At 72.4% G+C, this 14308-nt stretch carries 10 protein-coding genes; 5 read left to right on the forward strand and 5 right to left on the reverse strand.

The window, feature by feature from the left end; translation table 11 throughout:
* Positions 1-44: 44 nt before the first annotated feature.
* Both ACFY9E_RS20185 and ACFY9E_RS20190 read right to left on the reverse strand, forming a co-directional pair.
* Entirely contained in the window at positions 45-215 is a 171-nt protein-coding gene (locus ACFY9E_RS20185) for a DUF5670 family protein (protein WP_184567467.1), read from the reverse strand.
* A gap of 471 nt (positions 216-686) precedes the next feature.
* Positions 687-2585: an NAD-binding lipoprotein gene (locus tag ACFY9E_RS20190; RefSeq protein WP_390985671.1), complete on the reverse strand. Its 1899-nt coding sequence runs from the start codon at positions 2583-2585 to the stop codon at positions 687-689.
* Positions 2586-2874: 289 nt separating this feature from the next.
* Between ACFY9E_RS20190 and ACFY9E_RS20195 the strand changes: the two genes are divergently transcribed.
* The 4 genes from ACFY9E_RS20195 to ACFY9E_RS20210 all read left to right on the forward strand — a co-directional run bounded on the left by ACFY9E_RS20195 (position 2875) and on the right by ACFY9E_RS20210 (position 8139).
* The gene (locus ACFY9E_RS20195; protein WP_390985674.1) at positions 2875-4887 is read left to right on the forward strand and encodes an FAD-dependent oxidoreductase; all 2013 of its coding nucleotides are present in this window, start codon (positions 2875-2877) and stop codon (positions 4885-4887) included.
* A 237-nt stretch (positions 4888-5124) separates the two neighbouring features.
* Positions 5125-6108 (forward strand): tripartite tricarboxylate transporter substrate-binding protein, encoded by a 984-nt coding sequence (locus ACFY9E_RS20200; RefSeq protein ID WP_390985676.1) that lies wholly within the window; start codon positions 5125-5127, stop codon positions 6106-6108.
* Complete coding sequence (locus tag ACFY9E_RS20205) at positions 6105-6644, forward strand: tripartite tricarboxylate transporter TctB family protein (protein WP_390985679.1); 540 nt, start codon at positions 6105-6107, stop codon at positions 6642-6644. Before ACFY9E_RS20200 ends, ACFY9E_RS20205 begins: the two co-directional genes overlap by 4 nt.
* Before the next feature lies 1 nt (position 6645).
* The gene (locus ACFY9E_RS20210) at positions 6646-8139 is read left to right on the forward strand and encodes a tripartite tricarboxylate transporter permease (RefSeq protein WP_390985681.1); all 1494 of its coding nucleotides are present in this window, start codon (positions 6646-6648) and stop codon (positions 8137-8139) included.
* Positions 8140-8243: 104 nt separating this feature from the next.
* Here the strand turns inward: ACFY9E_RS20210 and efeB are convergent, their stop codons facing one another.
* The 3 genes from efeB to ACFY9E_RS20225 all read right to left on the reverse strand — a co-directional run bounded on the left by efeB (position 8244) and on the right by ACFY9E_RS20225 (position 12948).
* Entirely contained in the window at positions 8244-9530 is a 1287-nt protein-coding gene (gene efeB, locus ACFY9E_RS20215) for an iron uptake transporter deferrochelatase/peroxidase subunit (protein WP_390985684.1), read from the reverse strand.
* Between the two features lie 50 nt (positions 9531-9580).
* The gene (efeU, locus tag ACFY9E_RS20220) at positions 9581-11623 is read right to left on the reverse strand and encodes an iron uptake transporter permease EfeU (protein WP_390985687.1); all 2043 of its coding nucleotides are present in this window, start codon (positions 11621-11623) and stop codon (positions 9581-9583) included.
* 164 nt (positions 11624-11787) lie between these two features.
* On the reverse strand, positions 11788-12948 hold the full coding sequence (locus ACFY9E_RS20225; RefSeq protein ID WP_390986607.1) for a CoA transferase: 1161 nt from the start codon (positions 12946-12948) through the stop codon (positions 11788-11790).
* 146 nt (positions 12949-13094) lie between these two features.
* Here ACFY9E_RS20225 and ACFY9E_RS20230 point away from each other — a divergent pair, with 146 nt between their 5' ends.
* Positions 13095-14204 carry a GDSL-type esterase/lipase family protein gene (locus tag ACFY9E_RS20230; RefSeq protein WP_390985689.1) on the forward strand — a complete coding sequence of 370 codons (1110 nt, stop codon included), beginning with the start codon at positions 13095-13097 and terminating at the stop codon, positions 14202-14204.
* The last annotated feature ends 104 nt before the right edge of the window (positions 14205-14308 follow it).

The raw sequence follows: 14308 nt of genomic DNA on the forward strand, positions 1-14308 counted from the left end.
TTTACCCCATTCCTGATGTTTTTTCGCCTCGGGTGGCGGCCGGTCTACCAGCGATACCAGCGGCCCTTGCGGCCACCACTGTCCGCGGTGCGCAGCACGAAGCCGAGCAGCCACAGGACCAGCACGATCACCGCGATCCACCACAGGGCCTTCAGTGCGAAGCCCGCACCGAAGAGGACCAGGGCCAGCAGCAGGACGAGAAGCAGGGGAACCATAGTTATCAACCTCCGTCCCCTCTGATGCCCTGGCCATAGGCGAACACACAGTCGAATTTCCGTGTTTCTTCACACGGATCAGGGGCACCTGGATCGCTTTTGCCTGGGCGCAGGCACCGAGGCCGGGTATCCCCCGAACTCCCCTCGCTGAAAGGGATTTGCGCGCGACAGCCTGGGGTAGCGGAGCGGCGGCCCGCGCAGGGAACTCGTCGGCCTGGACGGGTCCACCGGCAAGAGGCTGTGGCCCAGCGCCTGATCATCGATGACGACCCCAAGACCACCTTGACGGCGGCGGAGTCCTCTGCACCCGGACCGGCGTGGGCTCATGACCGCCTGGGACCCTGCCACGGGCGGGCAACGCTGGAGCTGCAGCATCGGCTCGGGTTCCTGCGAGTACCCGCCGACGTGGTACGACGGGGTGCTGTACACCCAGGACGGCCGAGGCACGGCACTGCCACGTACGGGGCGGCCTCAGTCCTCGCCGACGACGATCACCTCGTCGCAGGCCGTCCAGCCGCGCCGCTCCGCCTTGGGCGGGTTGATCCGCACCCCGTAGCCCGGGCCGGCCGACGCGTCGTCGTGGCTTCGGTATCCGATGGCGCATTCGCCGCGCTGACGTGCCGCCGCCACGACGGTGGCGAAAGTCGTCTCGCACCCGGGCAGCACGTAGTCGCCGGCCGGCCGCAGGCGGATGCCGGTGCCGTCGGCCGAGAACAACTCCTCGAACACCGCCGCCAGGTGCCGGTTCTGGGAGATCTGCGCCATGAGCAGGCCGATGAGCTTGCCGCTGATGATCACGTCGGCTCCCGGGCCGATGGGGGCCAGCGCCCGGTTGCGGTCGTCGATCAGTTCGGTGACGACCGGCAGGACGCGCCCGGTGGTCTCCTCCAGTTGCCGCAGCAGCAGGAGCGTGACGAGCGTGCGGTTGTCGGGGTCCTCCGGGGGCTGCCCCGGGGCGGGGTCCTGGCCGAGCACGATCACGCTGTCGTAGGAGGGCACGTCCAGGCCCCGCAGGGTCTCGGGCCGGGTGACGTCACCGTGGTGCAGGGTCAGCGTCAGGTCGCCGCCGTGGTGCCCGTCGGTCTCGTTCACCTGGCGGACCGTCGCCTCACCGCCGTCCGCGACCACGTCCACGGCCGATCCGGGCCGGGCGCGGCGGCGCAGCTGGTCGACCATGAGCGGCGCTCGGCGGTTCCAGCCCAGCAGCAGGACCCGCTCCGGCCGCGGGGGCGTGACGGGGCCGGAGGCCATCGCCGCCTTCTCGACCGAGTCCGCGCAGTCGGCCGGCCGGACCGTGTCGTCGTCCCGGGAGATGACGATGAGCAGGTCGTCCTCGGCGAGGGACGTCTGCGGCGGTGGGTTCAGCAGAGGGGTGTCGCCGCGCACGATCCCGACGACGCTGGACGTCGGGTAGGACAGCAGCGCGTCGCCGAACGGGCGGCCGGCCAGGGCCGGTTCGGTGACGAGGTAGAACTCGTCGCCGGCGAAGTCCAGAAGCTCCTGGTGCACAAGGGAGAGCCCGGGGCGGCGGGCGGCCTGGACGATCAGCCGGGCGGTGACGGTGTCGGCCTCCAGGACGACGCCGCCCGGCCCGGCGGCGAGCGTGGCGGCCAGCCGGTAGCGGTCGTCCCGGACAGCGGCGACGACCGGTGGGCGGGCCCCATCCCCGGGCAGGGCCGCCCGCAGCGCCAGTAGCGTCTTGACCACCTCCGCGTCGGCGTCCGGCTCGTCGCGGGGCAGGACCAGCACGACACCGGCCGTCGCCGGGCTGGTCAGGGTGAGCACCGCCGGGTCGGTGGTGGGGCCGCTGCGGCAGATCAGCCGGGTACGGCCCATGGGGCCGACCTTGGTGCTCAGGGCCTCCTCCATGGCGGTCTTGTCCCGGTCGGCCAGCACCGCCACCGCCGCGCGCCGCTGGTTGGCGTTGGCGGCCACCAGCTCGCTCACCACCGTGAACACCTGCTCCGACCAGCCCAGGACCACGACGTGCCCGCTTTCCAGCACGGTGGAACGGCCCCTGCGCAACGCGGTGAGCCGCTCCGTGAGCGCCGTCGTGATCAGGCCGACGAGCGTCGACACGTACAGCAGGGCGACCAGGGCGAGCAGCACCGACATCGTCACGCGCAGCGGCGCACCCGTCGCGCCGCCCAGCCGCAGGGTCTCGCCGGTGAGGCGCCACACCGCCACCAGCCGGTCCGGCAGGGCCTCCGGTGCGGCGGGGTCGGTCCACACCACCACCGCGCTGGCCGGGACGACGACGGCCAGGCACAACAGCGCCATCCAGCCGACGATCGCCGAGGCACCGCGGGCCAGGGTGCTGTCGAACCAGTAACGGGCTCGGTCACCCCACGGAGCGCGCCGCTGCGCCACTCTTCCCCCTCCGTCGCCCCGGACTCCCCTGGTGCCGGTCGGCGCCGGTACGCGATGCACCGGAGGACGGCCGCTCGGAGAGCACGGATGTGCATCCGCATGTCGCAGTGTGCGGGCCGGCTCGTGGCGGCAACCGCGGTTCGCCGCGCATTCATCCCTTCGGGTTGCCCGGGTCGGCCGACCCGGCGGACCCGCTGTGACGTCAGCGTTTGCGGCCGGCTTCGCTCCTTCGGGTCAACGCCCGGGCGAAGGACGGCGCCCGGGCGGGGCCGCCAGTACAAAGGCGGCCATGACTGAAGATCACGCGGTGGTGCATGCGGACGGCGGTTTCTCCCGGCGGAGCTTCGCGACGGTGGCCGGCACGGCCACGGTCGCGACGGCCCTGACCGGCGGTACCGCCATGGCTCTGCCGGCACCGGCCGCCCCGGCCGCACCGGCCGCTCCGGGCGACAGACGCGGCGCCGACTTCGACCGGTGCCTCGCCGTCGCCCGCGCACTGCTCGTACTGGACTCCGACGACCGTCCCCTCGTCCCGCGCTACCAGCGCGTCCTCAAGAAGGGGCTGCCGGCTCAGCGCCGGACCCGCCCCCAAGACGTCCTCGTCATCGGCGCCGGTCCGGCCGGGCTGGTCGCCGCCTGGCTCCTGAAGAAGGCCGGTCACCGGGTCACGGTCCTGGAGGCCAACGGCAACCGGGCGGGCGGACGCGTCAAGACCTTCCGCAAGGGCGGCCACGAGGACGCCGAGCAGCCCTTCGCCGATCCCCGCCAGTACGCCGAAGCGGGCGCGATGCGCCTTCCCGGCAGCCACCCCCTGGTGATGGAACTGATCGACCAGTTCGGCCTCGAGAAGCGGCGCTTCCACTACGTCGACGTCGACGCCGAAGGACGCCCCGCGGGCCGCACCTGGATCCACGTCAACGGCATCCGCGTACGGCGCACCGACTACGCCCGCGCGCCCCGGCGCGTGAACCGGTCCTTCGGCGTGCCGAAGGCCCACTGGGACACCCCGGCCGCCGCCATCCTGCGCTCGGCGCTGGACCCGGTGCGCGACGAGTTCAGCTACGTCGACTCCCACGGCAAACGGGTCGACAAGCCGCTTCCGGAGCGGCTGCGGGGCTGGGCCCGCGTGGTGCGGCGCTTCGGTGACTGGTCGATGTTCCGCTTCCTCACCGAGCACGCCGGACTGGACGAGCGGACCATCGACCTGATCGGCACCCTGGAGAACCTCACCTCACGCCTCCCGCTCTCCTTCATCCACAGCTTCATCGGCTCCTCCCTCATCAGCCCCGACACCCCGTTCTACGAACTGGAGGGCGGCACGGCCGTACTGCCGGACGCCCTGCTGGAACGCGTGCGCGAGAACGTGCGGTTCGACCGCCGTGTCACACGCATCGAGTACCACCACCCCGACCGCCCCGCGCCGGACGCCGCTCACGCCCGGAGCAAGGGCCCGCACGTGTGGGTGGACACCGTGTCCGAGGGCCGCGGCGGCCCGGTCGTGCGCGAGCAGTTCACCGCGGACGTCGCCGTGGTCACGGTGCCGTTCTCCGGCCTGCGCCACGTGCAGATCGACCCGCCCCTGTCGTACGGCAAGCGCCGCGCGGTCAGCGAGCTGCACTACGACAGCGCGACCAAGGTGCTGCTGGAGTTCAGCCGCCGCTGGTGGGAGTTCGACGAGGCCGACTGGAAGCGTGAGCTGCGCGCCGTCGACCCCGGCCTGTACGACGCGTACCGCACCGGCCGCGCCGCCGCGGACGGCACCCTCCTCGGCGCCCACCCCTCGGTGCCCGGCGGGCACATCTCGGCAGGTCAGCGCACCCACTACGCCGCTCACCGCGCGAGTGCGCGCGATCAGCCCGAAGCGGCCGGCGTCGTGGGCGGCGGCTCGGTGTCGGACAACGCCAACCGGTTCATGTTCCACCCCTCCCATCCGGTCCCGGGCAGCGCGGGGGGTGTCGTGCTGGCCTCCTACAGCTGGGCGGACGACGCGCTGCGCTGGGACTCCCTGGACGACGAGGCGCGCTACCCGCACGCTCTGTGCGGCCTCCAGCAGGTCTACGGCCAGCGCATCGAGGTCTTCTACACCGGCGCGGGACGTACCCAGAGCTGGCTGCGCGACCCCTACGCCTACGGGGAGGCGTCCGTGCTGCTGCCCGGGCAGCACACCGAGCTGGTCCCGGTCATCCCCGTGCGGGAGGGGCCCTTGCACTTCGCCGGTGACCACACCTCCGTCAAGCCGGCCTGGATCGAGGGAGCCCTGGAGTCCGCCGTGCGGGCGGCCCTGGAGATCCACACCTCGTAGGGGGCGCTGAACCGCCACACCCGCGACGGCCCCGGCGCTCTGGCGCCGGGGCCGTTCGCTCGCCGTGGTCCGGACGCACGGCCGCGCGGGCGCCCCGGTTACCGCAATGACCAAAACCTCCGTTGGTTCCGCAAGCGAGACAGCGCGTCGACGCCACGTGCACCATGTGGCCCACGTCACCCTCCCCCACAGGGCGTACACCTCCCCGCATCGACGAACCGACAGGTGGTGGCACTCGTGCGCCTGCGCACCCCCCTCGCCCTGCTCGGGGCCGCCGTGCTCGTGCTCGCCGGACCGCCGCTGCTGACCACCGGCAGCGGCTCCGAGACCGGCACGCAGATCCCGGGCCTGCGCTTCATGGTCCCCAACACGCCCGGCGGCGGCTACGACATCACGGCCCGCACGGCCGCGAAGAACGCCGAGGACGCCGGACTGACCCACAACATCGAGGTGTTCAACCTGCCGGGCGCCGGCGGCACGGTCGGCCTGAGCCGGCTGGTGAGCGAACACGGCAACGGCAAGCTCGCCATGTCCATGGGCCTCGGGGTCGTGGGCGCCGTCCGTTCCAACGACGCGCCGAAGACGCTCGGCGACACCACACCGATCGCCCGGCTCACCGAGGAGCAGGACGTGGTCGTGGTCGGCAAGGACTCCCCGTACAAGACGATCGACGACCTGATCGGCGCCTGGAAGGACGACCCGGGCAAACTCCCGGTGGGCGGCGGCTCCTCCCCCGGCGGGCCCGACCACCTCGCGCCGATGCTGATGGCCCGGGCGGCCGGCATTCCGCCGAAGCAGGTCAACTACATCCCCTTCGACGGCGGCGGTGAGCTGCTCGCCTCGATCCTCGGCAACAAGGTCGCCTTCGGTGTCTCCGGCGTCGGCGAGTACCTGGACCAGATCAAGGCGGGCGAACTGCGCCTCCTCGCGGTCACCGGCCCGGAACGCGTCGAGGGCCTGGACGCGCCCACGCTGAAGGAGGCGGGCTACGACGTGAACTTCACCAACTGGCGCGGCATCGTCGCCCCGCCCGGTCTCAACGACGCCGAGCGCGGCAAGCTCGTGAAGCTGGTCGAGGAACTCCACGACTCGGACGAGTGGCGCACGTCCCTGGAGCAGAACGGCTGGGACGACGCCTTCCTCGCCGGTGCGGAGTTCGGCGCGTTCCTCGACGCCGAGGACAAGCGTGTGGTGTCGGTGCTGAAGGAGCTGGGACTGTGACGACGCAGACCGACATTCCCCCCGCCGGGACCGGCGGCGAACGGCGCTCCTGGCTGCGCGAGCACTCCGAACTCGGCGTCTGTGTCCTGCTGGTGGCGCTGGGCGTGCTCGTCCTGACGGACGCGCTCACCATGGACGTCGACATCGCCCAGCGCGGGCCGGTGGGTCCGAAGAGCGTGCCGGTCGTGGTCGGCGCGGGTCTGCTGGTCATCGCCGCGCTGCTCGCCGTGGACGTACTGCGCGGTGGCCGGGGCCAGGCCGAGGGCGGGGAGGACGTGGACCTGTCCGAGCCCGCCGACTGGCGCACGGTGCTGCTGCTCGCCGGGGTGTTCCTCGGCGCGGCCGTCCTCATCGAGCCGGCCGGCTTCCCCGTCGCGGGCGCGCTGCTGTTCTGGGGTGCGGCGTTCGCGCTGGGCAGCCGCCGGACCGACCGCGATCCGCTCATCGCGGCAGGGCTCTCCCTGGTCACCTACACCGTGTTCAACAACCTGCTCGGAGTGCCCCTGCCCGGCGGCCCCCTGATGGGAGTGCTGTGACATGAACACCCTCACCTCCCTTCTGGACGGCTTCGGTACGGCCCTCACACCGATCAACCTGCTGTGGGCCGCGATCGGTGTCCTGCTCGGCACGGCGATCGGTGTGCTGCCCGGCATCGGCCCGGCGATGGCGGTGGCGCTGCTGCTGCCGGTGACCTACGGACTCGACCCGACCGGCGCGTTCATCATGTTCGCGGGCATCTACTACGGCGCGATGTTCGGCGGCTCGACCACCTCCATCCTGCTCAACACGCCCGGTGAGAGCGCGGCGGTGGTGGCGGCCATGGAGGGCAACCCCATGGCCAAGTCCGGGCGTGGCGCGCAGGCCCTGGCGGCGGCCGCGATCGGGCACTTCGCGGGCGGCATGGTCGGCACGCTGCTGCTGGTCGCGCTCGCGCCGACGGTCGCCGAACTGGCCGTCGGCATCGGCGCCCCGGACTACTTCGCCCTCATGGTGCTGGCGTTCATCGCGGTGACCTCGGTGCTGGGCTCGTCCCGCATCCGGGGCCTCGCCTCCCTGTTGATCGGCCTCACCCTGGGTCTGGTCGGCCTGGACCAGATGACGGGCCAGCAGCGCCTGACGTTCGGCTCGCTCCAACTGGCCGACGGCATCGACGTGGTGATCGTCGCGGTCGGTCTCTTCGCGATCGGCGAGGCGCTGTGGGTGGCCGCCCATCTGCGGCGCAGGCCGCCCGAGCCCATTCCGGTGGGGCGCCCCTGGCTGGGGCGCGACGACGTGCGACGGACCTGGAAGTCATGGCTGCGCGGTCCGTTCATCGGCTTCCCGTTCGGCGCGATCCCGGCGGGCGGCGCGGAGATCCCCACCTTCCTGTCGTACGTGACGGAGAAGCGCCTGTCCAAGCACAAGGACGAGTGGGGCAAGGGTGCCATCGAGGGCGTCGCGGGCCCGGAGTCGGCGGCGTCGGCCTCGGCGGCGGGGACCCTGGTGTCGATGCTGACCCTGGGCCTGCCGACCACGGCGGTCGCGGCCGTGATGCTGGCCGCCTTCCAGCAGTACGGCATCCAGCCCGGCCCGCTCCTCTTCGAGCGCGAACCCGACCTGGTGTGGGGCCTGATCGCCTCCCTGTTCGTCGGCATGGTGCTGCTGCTCGCCCTGAACCTGCCGCTGGCGCCGGTGTGGGCGAAGCTGCTGCGCATCCCGCGGCCGTACCTGTATGCCGGGATCATGTTCTTCGCGGCGGTCGGCGCGTACGCCGTCGGCGGTGAGGTGATCGACCTGGTGATCCTGCTGATCATCGGCCTGATCGGGTTCGGCATGCGCCGCTACGGGCTGCCCGTGCTGCCCGCCGTGATCGGCGTGATCCTCGGCCCGAACGCCGAACAGCAGGTGCGGCGCGCCCTGCAGATCAGCGACGGCAGCGTCACGGGCCTGGTCGACACGCCGTTCGCGGTGACCGTGTACGCGGTCATCGTGCTGCTGCTGGCCTGGCCGCTGCTGAGGAAGGCGGTGACGCGGAGCCGCGCCGAAGCCTGACCGAGTCGGGGCGGATCTCCACTTCACCGGCCGCGGTGACCCGTACGCGCGTTCCTGAACGTCGCGCGTACGGGTCACCGTTCACCCCGGTGCGGTCGCACCGCTCAGCCCGTCCGCCCGGTCGAGAGCAGCCCCCTGCCCAGCCAGTCGGAGGAGTCCCGCACACCGGGCAGGGCGAAGAAGTAGCCGCCGCCGGTCGGGGAGATGTAGTCGACGAGGGGCTCGTCGATCAGCCGGGTCTGGGTGGTCTCGAACTGGCGGTGCACGTCCTGCTGGTAGCAGCAGAAGACCAGTCCCATGTCGAGGTCGCCGACGCTGTCGATGCCCCGGTCGTAGTTGTAACCACGGCGCAGAATACGGGAGTTGTCACTCTTCGCCGTGCGCGGGTTGGCGAGCCGGATGTGCGCGTCGAGCGGGATCGCCGTGCCGTGCGGGTCCTTGGCGTAGTTCGGGCTGTCCGTCTCCTCGGCGCCGTCCAGCGGGGCGCCGGTGTCCTTGCGCCGGCCGAACATCAGCTCCTGCTCCGACAGCGAGACCCGGTCCCAGAACTCCACGAGCATCCGGATGATCCGCACGACCTGATAGCTGCCCCCGGCCGCCCAGGCGGGCTCGCCCTGCCCCTGTCCGACCCACACCAGACGGTCCATCTCGCGGGCCGACGCCACGTCCGGGTTGGCGATGCCGTCCTTGAAGCCGAGCAGATTGCGCTGGGCACCGCTGGGCCGGGGCGTGTTCTGGAAGCCGTCGACGCGCCACCGGATCTGCAGGGCGCCCCGCGTGTGCTTGGCGATGTCGCGCAGGGCGTGCAGCACGGTGTCCTGCCGGGACGCGCAGATCTGCAGGGACAGGTCGCCGTGGCATTCGGCGGGGTTCAGGTCGTCGTTGGGGAAGGTCCGCATGGGCGTGAGCCGGCGCGGCTTGGCCCGGGCGAGTCCGTAGCGGTCGTCGAAGAGGGAGGCGCCGGCCCCCACGGTGACGGTGAGCGCGTCGGCCGGGACGACCGGGCCGAGCATGCCGTTGTCCGAGGGCGGGGCGCCGACGCCGAGGTCCACCGGCGTGCCGCCGGAGGTGAGGAAGCGGGCCCGCTCGGTGAGGGTGCGCAGCAGATCGGCCAGTTCGGCGCGGTTGTCGGCGATGACGTCGAAGGAGACGAAGGCGGCGGCCGCCTGGGCGGGGGTGAGGATCCCCGCCTGGTGGGTTCCGTGGAAGGCCACCGGAGCGGCGCTGTGCCACCCGGCTGCCCGGGCCGTGCCGCTGCCGCTCTCGGCGAGCGCGAGCCCGCCCCCGGCCAGGACCGCTCCGGCGGCTCCGGCGCCCAGGGCCGTCTTCACGAAGGAGCGGCGGCCGGCGTGGGCGGGGCAGCCCGGTGGCGGCGTGTCGGCGGACGGCATGGGGGTGTTCCCTTCGGTGTCTACTGCGGGGTGGTGTCGACGCCGGGCGCTCATGCGGACTTCCTGATCTCGAGCAGGTCCGGCACCGGCGAGAGGTCTTCGAGGAGTTGCCCCGCGGCCCCGTCGATCCGGGCTTTCGCGGCCGGGTCGAGCCGGTCGACGGGGGTCCACCCGGCCCCGTGGTGCCCGGAGTCGAGCAGCTTCCGCAGTCGCGCGCTGTCCGCGTCGACGGTGGGAAGCAGTGTCGGGGCACGCGGGGTGAGCAACGGCTTGAGCACGGTGAGCAGTTCACGTGTACCGGCGAGGTTGGCCTCGGCGGTGGCCAGCCCGGTGCCACTGCCCTGGTCGGTGTCGCCGGTCAGCTCGAACTGGAGGGTGTTCTCCAGGATCTCGTGGGCGCGCAGGGGCAGGTCGGAGGGGTCGAAGTCCTGGTGCGGGAAGGCCTTCCGCAACCCGGCGGCGTCGTCGGCCAACCGTTGAGCCACGTCCTCGAGCCCGGCCGCGGACTCGCCGTGCCACAGCCCGTACTCGATCCGGTGGAAGCCGGTGAAGTCCTTGTCGTGGACACCGTCCGGCAGCCCGTCGGGCCGTCCGTCGATCTTCTGGTCGAAGTCCTCGAAGGTGCCGTAGGCGGCGCCGAGGGAGGCGTAGGTGCGGTGGGCGGTCAGCCAGTCGGTGCGGGCGGTGTCCAGGTGCCCGGCGCGGATGTCGTCGCTGAGCTTCCCGGTCTGGGTGACGAGCGCGGCCAGTCCCCGGTTCACGTACGCCTTGTAGGCCTTGAGCGGTCCGGTGAGGTCCCGCGCGGAGACGGGGACGACGGCGTGGGCGCGGGCGGCGCCGCCGACCCGGACCGCCTTCGAGGTGACGGCCCTGCCGTCGGCCGCCACACAGCGCCAGGCGTACGTTCCGCCGGCCACGGTGGCGACGAGGTCCCGGGTGGTGCCGGGGGCGAGGCCTTCGATCTCGCCGTAGACGGCGTTCGAGGACGGGTCGATCAGATACACCTCGGACGTCTGATTCCCGGTGTTGTGCATCCGGAAGTCCCGCCGCCCCGGTTCGGGCGCGGTGAAGCCCTGGCCGCAGTCCGTATCGGAGACGGCGACGGTCTCCCCGGCGGCGGGTCTGGGATCTGCCAGTGCCACGACGAGCCCGGCCAGGAGGGCGGGAACGGCGACGACAGCGGCGAGCAGGAGCCGGCGGGTACGGGTCGGGGCGGCGCTGGCGGGCCGGCCGGCCGACGCACCGGCGGTCACCCGGCTCAGGTTCCCTGGTGTTCCCCGTCCTCCCCGCCCTCCCCGCACGAACAGCGCCATCACCACGGCGAGATAGCCGGCGTACCCGGCCACCTGGAGCCAGGTCATCGCCGGCGTCAGATTGAGTACGCCTTGGAGCAGGGTGCCGTACCAGGAGCCGGCGTCGACGCTGCCGCTCAGGTCGAAGGCGTACGCCGTCCCACCGGGCAGGACCGTGCCCTCCTGGAGGTCGCGCAGCCCGTAACCGAGTACGCCCGCGGCGATGACGACGAGGACGGCGCCGGTGACGGTGAAGAAGCGGGTGAGGTCGATGCGCAGGACCCGGCGGTAGAGCCCCCAGCACAGGAAGCCCGCGAGGACGAGCCCGGCACCCGCGCCGGTCAGAGGACCGGCCGACTCGTGGGCCGCGCGGGCGGTGGTCCACAGGAACAGGGCGGTCTCCAGGCCCTCACGCCCCACCGCGAGGAAGGAGGTGAGGACCAGGACACCGGCGCCCATGGTCAGCGCCTCGGTGACCTTCTCCTTGAGCTCGCTCGCCAGGCTGCGCGCGGATCGCCGCATCCAGAAGACCATCGCGGTGACGAAGGCGACGGCGACGATGCTCAGTGCGCCGCCGAACGCCTCCTGCGCGGTGGTGGAGAGGGAGGCGGCCGTGAAGGTGAGGACCGCACCGAAGCTCATCGAGAGCGCGATCGCGGCCAGCACGCCGGTCCACACCTGCGGCAGCCGCGACCTGGCCCCGGCCCGCACGAGGGTGGCGACCAGCACGGAGACGACGAGCCCGGCTTCCAGTCCTTCCCTCAGCCCGATCAGAAAACTCGGAAACGCGTCGTCCCACATGTACCGCGGCCCTCCCGGCCCGATGCCCCGACGCACTCCCGTCGAGTTAGCCAAGGCATGCCTTACCGACGCCGACCATCATGGACTCGGCTCTCTGGGCATCCGGTCATGAATGCCTCATGGCCCGGCAAAGGGTCTCGGCGAGGGTCAACGGCCCGCAACGGTCACGGAGTCGGCCGGCCCGGCTCGCCGAAGACCTCCGCGGTGTGCTCCCCGAGGGCCGGCGGCGGCAGCCGGTGGCGTGCCGGTGTCGCGGTCAGCGTGAGGGGGCAGGCCACCTGCCGGGACTCCGGCGCGCCGCCCGCCCCCGGCACCGTGACGATGCCGGGCAGTCCGAGCCGGCCGGCGAAGGCGAACGCCTCGTCGAGGGTGTTCACGGGGCCGGCGGGGACTCCCGCCGCCGACAGCGCGGCGGACCAGTGGTCGGCACCCGCCGTGCGCAGCAGTTCGTCCAGTACCTGGCGCAACGGGGCGCGATGGGCCACCCGTTGGGGGTTCGTGCGGAACCGGGGGTCGTCGGCGAGGTCCGGGCGGCCGAGCACCCCGGCCAGTGCCGCGAACTGCGCGTCGTTTCCGACCGCGAGGGCGAGCGGGCGGTCGGCGGTGGAGAAGGTCTCGTAGGGCGCGATGCTCGGGTGGGCGTTGCCCATCCGGCCGGGTACGACGCCCGCGACGGCGTACGCCGAGGCCTGGTTGACCATCGCCGACAGCAGCGAGCTCAGCAGGTTGACCTCCACGCGCTGTCCCTCGCCGGTGGCGTCCCGGTGCCGCAGGGCGGCCAGGATGCCGAGCGTCGCGTGCAGGCCGGTGATCACGTCGACCAGGGCCACACCGGCCTTCGTCGGTTCCCCGCCGGGCTCACCGGTGACGCTCATCAGTCCGCCGACCGCCTGGACGAGGAGGTCGTAACCGGGGATCGCGGCACCGTCGCCGGTCCCGAAGCCGCTGATCGAGCAGTAGACCAGGCCCGGATGGCCGGCCTTCAGGTCGTCGTAGCCGAGGCCGAGCCGCTCCATCGTGCCGGGCCGGAAGTTCTCCACCAGCACGTCCGACGCGGCGACGAGGGCCCGGGCCCGTTCCCGGCCGGTCTCGTCCGACAGGTCCAGGGCGACCGAGCGCTTGTTGCGGTTGACGCCGAGGAAGTAGGTGGAGGTGCCGTGCGCGTCGGCCGGCGGGCGCCATTGCCGGGTCTCGTCGCCGGCCCCGGGGCGCTCGACCTTCACCACGTCGGCGCCGAGGTCGGCGAGGAGCATGGTCGCGTACGGCCCGGCCAGGACCCGCGAGAAGTCCGCGATCCGCAGGCCCTCCAGGGCGCCGCGCTCCAGGTCCACGTCCGCCTCCGAGTGGTCGTCGCCGGGCGTTTCCGGCTTACGTGCATCACCCTCTCACCGTCCCGCCTCTTGACGCGTCAATGACAACGATGGCTTGATGTGGTGGGAGCGCTCCCACCTCATCAAGGGAAGGGACCACCATGCGCAGAACCCCCCACTCGTCCCCGCGCTTACGGGTCATGTCCGTTCTCGGGCTCCTGGCCGCCCTGCTCCTCCCGCTCGGCATGACGTCCGCATCGCCCGCGACGGCCGCGCCCGCGGCGGACCCCGTCCGCGTCATGCCGCTCGGCGACTCGATCACCGGCTCGCCGGGCTGCTGGCGCGCCGTGCTGTGGAACCGGCTGGTGAGCAGCGGATACAAGGACATCGACTTCGTCGGCACGCTCCCGCCGCAGGGCTGCGGACAGGCGCACGACGGTGACAACGAGGGGCACGGCGGCGAACTGGTCACCAACGTGGCCGACCAGAACCTGCTCCCCGGCAGGCTGGCCTCCACGCGGCCGGACATCGTTGTCATGCACTTCGGCACGAACGACGTCTGGAGCAGCATCTCCCCCGACCGCATCCTCGCCGCCTACACCAAACTCGTGACACAGATGAGGGCCTCCAATCCGGACATGCGGATCCTCGTGGCCCAGCTCATCCCCATGAACCCGAGCAGTTGCGGGGCCTGCGCGCAGCGCGTGGTCGACTTCAACACGCGCATTCCCGGCTGGGCCCGGGCGACCGGCACCGACCGCTCCCCCGTCACCGTGGTCGACCAGTGGACCGGCTTCAGTACGGCCACCGACACCTACGACGGCGTGCACCCCAACGCCTCCGGCGACAGCAAGATCGCCGCCCGCTGGTTCCCGGCCCTGGCGGCGGTCCTCGACGCCGGAGTCCCGCAGGACCCGGGCGATCCGGGTGACCCGGGCGAGGACCCGGCCGCCTGCACCGCGCGCTTCCGGGCCGTCTCCTCCTGGCAAGGCGGTTATCAGGGCGAGGTGACGGTGACCAACACATCGGCCTCCACCGTCCCGGGCTGGACCGCGACCGTCTCACCGGCCAACGGCGCGCGCCTCACCCAGGTCTGGAACGGCACCCACACCATGGCCGCGGACGGCACCGCCACCGTCACGAACGCGGCCTGGAACGGCGCACTCGCCCCCGGCGCGAGCACCACGTTCGGCTTCGTCGCCACCACCCCGGCAACGGCGGGCACCCCGGCGGCGACTGTCACCTGCACGGCGAAGGCACCGGCGGGATGACAGCCGCGCCGGGTCCAACGCGGCCCCGCCACGGGCCCGTCCGGACCGGGCCCCGACGGCGGCGGCACCCCGTCCAGCGCCACAGCGCGACCGACCACGCGCCC

The organism is Streptomyces sp. NPDC012466 (genome assembly GCF_042955215.1).
Taxonomy (GTDB): Bacteria; Actinomycetota; Actinomycetes; order Streptomycetales; family Streptomycetaceae; genus Streptomyces.